This is a genomic window from Phenylobacterium sp. (assembly GCF_035276905.1).
Lineage (GTDB): Bacteria > Pseudomonadota > Alphaproteobacteria > Caulobacterales > Caulobacteraceae > Phenylobacterium.
The window spans coordinates 1-6,457 of the sequence record NZ_DATELG010000121.1 but is presented as its reverse complement, the minus strand read 5'-3'; the positions used below and the strand labels follow the sequence as shown (position 1 = coordinate 6,457).

8 protein-coding genes and 1 pseudogene are annotated in these 6,457 nt (G+C 71.3%); 3 read left to right on the top strand and 6 right to left on the bottom strand.

What is annotated here, in order from left to right:
• Window positions 1–652: pseudogene (locus tag VJS38_RS05570) on the bottom strand (primosomal protein N'); the annotation flags it as partial.
• Window positions 653–745: 93 nt separating this feature from the next.
• Between VJS38_RS05570 and fsa the strand changes: the two are divergent.
• The 3 genes from fsa (at window position 746) to VJS38_RS05555 (ending at window position 3,063) form a co-directional block, all read left to right on the top strand.
• Entirely contained in the window at window positions 746–1,399 is a 654-nt protein-coding gene (gene fsa, locus VJS38_RS05565; RefSeq protein ID WP_324087163.1) for a fructose-6-phosphate aldolase, read from the top strand.
• A 75-nt stretch (window positions 1,400–1,474) separates the two neighbouring features.
• Window positions 1,475–2,152: a DUF484 family protein gene (locus VJS38_RS05560; protein WP_324087162.1), complete on the top strand. Its 678-nt coding sequence runs from the start codon at window positions 1,475–1,477 to the stop codon at window positions 2,150–2,152.
• Window positions 2,137–3,063 carry a tyrosine recombinase XerC gene (locus VJS38_RS05555; RefSeq protein ID WP_324087161.1) on the top strand — a complete coding sequence of 309 codons (927 nt, stop codon included), beginning with the start codon at window positions 2,137–2,139 and terminating at the stop codon, window positions 3,061–3,063. Before VJS38_RS05560 ends, VJS38_RS05555 begins: the two co-directional genes overlap by 16 nt.
• 150 nt (window positions 3,064–3,213) lie before the next feature.
• Here the strand turns inward: VJS38_RS05555 and VJS38_RS05550 are convergent, their stop codons facing one another.
• The 5 genes from VJS38_RS05550 to odhB all read right to left on the bottom strand — a co-directional run.
• Window positions 3,214–3,471 (bottom strand): hypothetical protein, encoded by a 258-nt coding sequence (locus VJS38_RS05550; RefSeq protein ID WP_324087160.1) that lies wholly within the window; start codon window positions 3,469–3,471, stop codon window positions 3,214–3,216.
• A gap of 53 nt (window positions 3,472–3,524) precedes the next feature.
• A complete protein-coding gene (locus VJS38_RS05545) occupies window positions 3,525–3,971 on the bottom strand; it encodes a GNAT family N-acetyltransferase (RefSeq protein WP_324087159.1) in 447 nt (148 codons plus the stop codon).
• Between the two features lie 10 nt (window positions 3,972–3,981).
• Window positions 3,982–5,385 carry a dihydrolipoyl dehydrogenase gene (gene lpdA / locus VJS38_RS05540; RefSeq protein WP_324087158.1) on the bottom strand — a complete coding sequence of 468 codons (1,404 nt, stop codon included), beginning with the start codon at window positions 5,383–5,385 and terminating at the stop codon, window positions 3,982–3,984.
• A 79-nt stretch (window positions 5,386–5,464) separates the two neighbouring features.
• Window positions 5,465–5,638 (bottom strand): hypothetical protein, encoded by a 174-nt coding sequence (locus tag VJS38_RS05535; RefSeq protein WP_324087157.1) that lies wholly within the window; start codon window positions 5,636–5,638, stop codon window positions 5,465–5,467.
• Between the two features lie 71 nt (window positions 5,639–5,709).
• Window positions 5,710–6,457: 2-oxoglutarate dehydrogenase complex dihydrolipoyllysine-residue succinyltransferase (gene odhB / locus VJS38_RS05530; RefSeq protein WP_324087156.1), on the bottom strand; the 748-nt coding region annotated here is incomplete at its 5' end.

Below are 6,457 nucleotides of genomic sequence, written 5' to 3'. Positions count from 1 at the left end.
CCGAGCCGGTGACGCCGTCGAGCAGGGCGACATTGAAGCCGCCCTCGTCGAGCATCTCCTTCAGCAGGCCTGCGGCGGCGGCCTGGCTGGGATTGAGCTCGGAGCCAGCCCGCGCGAGGTCCGGCTCGTCGAAGCGGGCCTCGGCGGCGAGCTCGACGATCTCCAGCACCCCTTCCTCGACCAGCCCCTTCACCACCCCGGACGAAACCCCGGCGGCGCGTGCGAGATCGGCGGGCGACAGCGCTCCGCCCTCGGCGGCCTTCAGCACCCGCTGACGGGCCGGCGTCGGCCGCGCCGGTTGCGCCCCGGTGAGCCGGACGACCCTGACCGGCTTGGGCCTCGGCGCACGGGCGCCGCGCAGGGCGATCGCCAGCGGCTGTCCCGGCGCGTCGACCGCATAGCGCGCGGCCCACTGCACGAACTCCAGGGTGTTCGGCGGCAGCGACGGCTCGTCGAGCCGCCGGTCGATGGCTTTAAGCGGCCGGTTGCCGCCCGCCGCCTCGCGCAACGCCACCACCACGCCCCGCATCAGCCGCGGGCCGAGCGGCGCGGCCACCTGGTCGCCCACCGCCAGCGCCATGCCCTCGGGCTCGGCGTAGTCGAACGCCTCCGGCAGCGGCATGGGGAGCAGGACGGACGCGATGCGGCTCATCGGCAGCGTTTTGCGCTTTCTCGCTCACCAGCTACAAGCCAGAACCTTTGCGCCCAGCCGTCGAAGCGCCCTGAACAACCGGAAGCGGGACCGATGCAGCTTTTCCTCGATACGACCGATGTGAACCTCCTGAAGGACCTGGCGCAGACCGGCCTGGTGGACGGGGTCACCACCAACCCCACCCTGATCGCCAAGTCGGGCCGCCCGATGCTGCAGGTGATCCGCGAGATTTGCGACGCCGTCGACGGCCCGGTCAGCGCCGAGGTCGCCGCCATGGACACCGTCGGCATGCTGGACGAGGGCCGCAAGCTCGCGTCCATCGCGCCGAACGTGGTGGTCAAGGTCCCGCTGACCCGCGACGGCCTGATCGCCACCCGCGAGTTCGCCCACGAGGGCATCGCCACCAACGTCACCCTCTGCTTCTCGGCGGCGCAGGCCCTGCTCGCGGCCAAGGCCGGCGCGACCTACATCAGCCCGTTCATCGGCCGCCTGGACGACCACGGCGCCGAGGGCATGGACCTGATCACCGAGATCCGCACCATCTACGACAACTACGACTACGATACGGAAATCCTCGCCGCCTCGATCCGCTCGCCGGCCCACGTCAAGGAAGCGGCGATGGCCGGCGCCGACTGCGCGACCATTCCGCCGGCGGTCTTCCAGGACCTTTTCAAGCACCCGTTAACCGAGAAGGGTCTTGAACAGTTCATGAGCGACTGGGCCAAGACGGGTCAGTCGATTCTCTGACGGAAGCGCGCCAGGGTTAGGTGGAAGCCGGTTAACCCGCCCGGCGCGCGCCAAGCAAAGGACCAGGGGGCGCGGATGGACGGATCGCAGGGCAGGATCGGCGCAGCCCCCCTGGAGCCGACCGCGGTCCGGCGCTTCCTGGCGGACAACCCCGACTTCCTGCGCGAGGACGACGGCCTGCTGCAGGAGCTGGGCCTGAAGGTCGACGGCGGCAATGTCGTCGAGTTCGGCCCGGCCGCCATCGCCCGTGTGCACGCGGCCCACCAGCGCGAGGCGCTGCAGCGCCAGCAGCTGGAGGAGATCGCGCGGGCCAACTTCTCCGCCCAGGCCCAGACCCACGGCGCGGTCGTCGACCTCCTGGATGCGCGCAACCACGCCGACCTCGCCCACCGGATCGACCACCTGGCGCAGCACCGGTTCGGCCTGGCCGCCGCGGGCATCGCGCTGGAAGGCGAGCGGGCGCCGGCCGGCTGGAGGCTCCTGGTCGAGGGCCAGGTGGACATGATCCTCGGCGACCATGGACTGGCCCGCATGGGCGTCCTGCCGACGGCGCTCGGCCTGTTCGACGGCCGCCAGACCGAGGTCCGCTCCATGGCCCTGGTGCGCATGGCGATGTGGGAGCCCTCCCGCCAGGGCGTCCTGGCCTTCGGCTCGGCCGATCCCGAAGGCTTCACCCCCGACATGGGCCCCGAGCTCGTCGCCTTCCTGGCGCGCGTGGTCGAGCGCACGGCCGAGCGATGGCCGCTCCTCTGAGCGCACATGAGGCCCGGTCGCGCTGGCTGGAGCACCTGGCGGGCGAGCGCCGCGCCTCGCCGCGCACCCTGGAGGCCTACGGCTTCGCCGCGGCCCGCTACATCGCCTTTCTCGAACGCCACCGCGGCGAGGCGCTGACCGTCCCCGGCCTGGCCGAGGTGGGCGCCGCCGAGGTGCGGGCGTGGCTGGCGCACCTGCGCTCCGGAGAGCCGCCGCTGTCGCCGCGCTCGCTCTCCCAGGCGCTGTCGGCGATCCGCACCTTCCACCGCTTCCTCGACCGCAGGCTGGACGCGCCCAACGCCGCCATCGCCCTGGTGCGCGGCCCCAAGGTGAAGCCCGGCGCGCCCCGGCCGGTCAGCGAGGACCAGGCGCGCGGCATGATCGCCGAGCCCGCTCTGGACCCCGACCGGGAGGACTGGGAATCAGCCCGCGACCAGGCGGTGCTGACCCTGCTCTACGGCTGCGGCCTGCGGATCTCCGAGGCGCTGTCGCTCACGCGCGCCGACGCCCCCCTCGGCGCGGAGCTGCGCATCACCGGCAAGGGCTCGAAGACCCGCATCGTGCCGGTGCTGCCGGCCGTGCGCGCGGCGGTCGACGGCTACCTCGCCGAGCTGCCGTTCGTGCTCGAGCCGAAGGAGGCCCTGTTCCGCGCCAAGCGGGGCGGCGCGCTGTCGCCGCGGCACGTGCAAGCCACCGTGCAGAACCTCCGCGGCCGGCTCGGCCTGGCCGCGAGCGCCACGCCGCACGCCCTGCGCCACGCCTTCGCCACCCACCTGCTGGGCGCGGGCGCGGACCTGCGCTCGATCCAGGAGTTGCTCGGCCACGCCTCGCTCTCGACCACCCAGCGCTACACCGAGGTGGACGCCGCGCGGCTGCTGTCGGCCTACTCGAAGGCCCATCCGCGGGCCTGAGCCCTCCCCACACCCCAAACTGTCAGCCGGTTTCGCGAAGCGAAGCGCTGGCGTGGGAAAACGCGGCGCGGCGTCGGCGCCGTGATTCATTCTGCGTCGGTGACGCAGATGGATCCCGGACATGCGCTGACGCGCATTCCGGGAGGACAGCTACTGGCGTGGTGTGATCCGGAACGCGACCGGCGCGGCGACCATGCACCCATTGATCCTGCGCATCACGGCGTATTCCGCCTTCGCCCTGGGCAGGTCGCCGAGCTTGCGGGCATGGGCCGCGGGCCAGTCCTGCGGGCGCATCAGCGAGGCCGGGTCGGACGCGTGCGCGAGGCCGGACGGACAGGCGGGGCGTGCCCGCAGCAGGTCGCCCGGTTCGGATGCGGCGAGCCCGGCCGCCAGCACGAGCGCGATCATCGGCGCCTCCGTCGAACGCCGGCATGCTCGCGCCATCCGCCGCCGGCGGCAAATTAACTTTTCGACGGTTTGTCGCGCGTCAGCCGCAGCCAGGTGATGTCCGAGCCGGGGTCGCGGCCGCGCTCGGTCACGACGAAGCCTTCTCGGGCGTAGAAGGCCTGGGCGCGCAGATTCGCCGCCTGCACCTTCAGCGACAGCGGCCCGCGGGCGACGCCGGCCAGGTGATCGAGCAGCGCCTTACCGACCCCGCGGCCGCGCTCCAGCACATAGAGCGAGTGGATGAAGTTCATCGGCCGGTAGAAGCCGGCCACGGCGAGGATGCGGCCGGCCTCCAGGGCGACGTAGATGTCCTCGTCGCGGGCGGAGCGCAAAAACTCGCGCCGGTCGTGCCGTTCGGCCGGCAGCCAGGTGAAGGTCTCGGTCAGCACCTTCACATAGAGGTCGGCGCAGGCCGGGAGCTCCTCAGGCCGCGCCCGCCGGATCTCCAGGCCCCGCGCCATCTCCAGCCGTTCAGGCCTGCATGGTCCAGCCTTCCACACCCATGGCCGCCTGGCGCAAAGCCTCCGAGCGGGTCGGGTGCGGGTGGCAGGTGCGCGCGACGTCCTCGGAGGCGGCGCGGAACTCCATGGCCACGCAGTACTCGCCGATCATCTCGCTGACCGACGGACCGATCATGTGCACGCCCAGCACCTCGTCGGTGGCTGCGTCGGCCAGCACCTTCACGAAGCCCTCGGTCTCGTGGTTGATCTTGGCGCGGCTGTTGGCGAGGAACGGGAACTTGCCGACCTTGTAGGCCCGGCCCTCGGCCTTCAGCTCCTCCTCGGTCTGGCCGACCCATGCCACTTCCGGGGCGGTGTAGACCACGCTGGGGATGACCCCGTAGTTCACATGGCCGGCCTTGCCGGCGATGGCCTCGATGCAGGCGACCGCCTCTTCCTCGGCCTTGTGCGCCAGCATCGGCCCGACGGTCACGTCGCCGATCGCCCAGACGCCGGGCGCCGAGGTCTTCCAGTGGTCGGTCGGAATGAAGCCGCGGTCCAGGGTGATCCCGACGCTCTCGAGACCCAGGCCGTTGGTGTAGGGCCGCCGGCCGATCGCCAGCAGCACATAGTCGGCGTCCAGCGTCTCGGCCGCGCCGCCGGCGACCGGCTCCATGGTCAGGGTCACGCCCTTCTTGGTGGCCTTGGCGCCGGTGACCTTCATGCCGAGCTTGAAGGTCATGCCCTGCTTGGTCAGCTCGCGCTGGAAGGCCTTGGCGACCTCGGCGTCCATGCCGGGGGTGATGCGGTCGAGGAACTCCACCACGGTGACCTCGGCGCCCAGCCGGCGCCAGACCGAGCCCAGCTCCAGGCCGATGATGCCGGCGCCGATCACCACCAGGCTCTTCGGCGCCTCCGGCAGCGAGAGCGCGCCGGTGGAGTCGACGATGCGCTGCTGGTCGACCGTCACGCCCGGCAGGCCCGCGGGCTCGGAGCCCGTGGCGATGACGATGTTCTTGGCCGCCAGCGTGGTCTTCTGGCCGTCCTCGGCGGTGACCTCGACCTGGCCGGGACCGGCGATGCGGCCCGCCCCCTTGATCCAGTCGACCTTGTTCTTCTTGAACAGGAACTCGATGCCCTTGGTCAGCGCGGTCACCGACTCCGCCTTCTGCTTCATCATCTGCGGCAGGTTCAGCGTGGGCGTCACCTCGATGCCGAGATGGGCGAACTCGTGATTGGCGGCCGCGAACAGCTCCGAAGCATGAAGCAGCGCTTTCGACGGCATGCAGCCGACGTTGAGGCAGGTGCCGCCCAGCGTCTTGCGCATCTCGACGACCGCCGTCCTGAGGCCCAGCTGGCCCGCGCGGATCGCGGCGTTGTAGCCGCCGGGGCCGCCGCCGATGATGACGACGTCGTAGGAAGTGGGTTCAGCCATTATGCGCCTGCCAGAGCCAGTGTGCGGCGCAACCTAGGCGCCGGGGGTTGAAGTTCAACGTCGGAGCGCCGCTGTGCGCTCAGTGGGGCGAAGTCTGCGCGCCTTCCGCGCCGTGGGTGGTGTCGACCGTGCCGTCCGGGAAGGGCGCCAGCGGGTTCTCCCCCGGCCTCGACGGGACGGGCTTGGGGAACAGGCTGCAGCCGGCGAGGGCGGCGGCCAGCGCCAGGACGGCGGCGAGCTTGCCTAGGATCATGCGCGGTTGCCCCGTTTGGTGACGCCGACCCCTCGCCGCCCGGCCGCGCCGGGCGGCGGAGATCACCGAACTCAGATGTCCAGCAGCAGCCGCTGCGGATCCTCGATCGCTTCCTTGACGCGGACCAGGAAGGTGACCGCCCCCTGGCCGTCGACGATGCGGTGATCGTAGCTGAGCGCCAGGTACATCATCGGCCGGATCACCACCTGGCCGTTCACCGCCACCGGACGGTCCTGGATCTTGTGCATCCCCAGGATGCCCGACTGCGGCGCATTGAGGATCGGCGTCGACATCAGCGAGCCATAGACCCCGCCGTTGGAGATGGTGAAGGTGCCGCCCTGCAGGTCTTCCAGCGCCAGCTGGCCGTCGCGGGCCTTCTTGCCGAGATCGCCGATGCCCTTCTCGACGCCCGCCAGGCTGAGCAGGTCGGCGTCGCGCAGGACCGGGGTCACCAGGCCCTTCTCGGTGCCGACCGCGACGCTGATGTCGTAGTGGTTCTTGTAGATCAGGTCCTGGCCGTCGATCTCGGCGTTGACCTCGGGCACCTGCTTCAGCGCATGCACGCAGGCCTTCACGAAGAAGCCCATGAAGCCGAGCTTCACGCCGTGGCGCTTCTCGAAGGCGTCCTTGTGCTGGTTCCGCAGCGCCATCACCGCGCTCATGTCCACCTCGTTGAAGGTGGTGAGCATGGCCGCGGCGTTCTGCGCCTCCTTCAGACGGCGCGCGATGGTCTGGCGCAGGCGAGTCATGCGCACGCGCTCCTCGCGCTCGTGCACGGCCCGCGGGGCCTGCGGCGCGGCGGCGGCCGGCGCCGGCGCG

Bases quoted from the DNA above. Each gene is read 5' to 3' on its own strand.
- fsa (WP_324087163.1), top strand. From the start codon at position 746: ATGCAGCTTTTCCTCGATACGACCGATGTGAACCTCCTGAAGGACCTG.
- VJS38_RS05560 (WP_324087162.1), top strand. From the start codon at position 1,475: ATGGACGGATCGCAGGGCAGGATCGGCGCAGCCCCCCTGGAGCCGACC.
- VJS38_RS05555 (WP_324087161.1), top strand. From the start codon at position 2,137: ATGGCCGCTCCTCTGAGCGCACATGAGGCCCGGTCGCGCTGGCTGGAG.
- VJS38_RS05550 (WP_324087160.1), bottom strand. From the start codon at position 3,471: ATGATCGCGCTCGTGCTGGCGGCCGGGCTCGCCGCATCCGAACCGGGC.
- VJS38_RS05545 (WP_324087159.1), bottom strand. From the start codon at position 3,971: ATGGCGCGGGGCCTGGAGATCCGGCGGGCGCGGCCTGAGGAGCTCCCG.
- lpdA (WP_324087158.1), bottom strand. From the start codon at position 5,385: ATGGCTGAACCCACTTCCTACGACGTCGTCATCATCGGCGGCGGCCCC.
- VJS38_RS05535 (WP_324087157.1), bottom strand. From the start codon at position 5,638: ATGATCCTAGGCAAGCTCGCCGCCGTCCTGGCGCTGGCCGCCGCCCTC.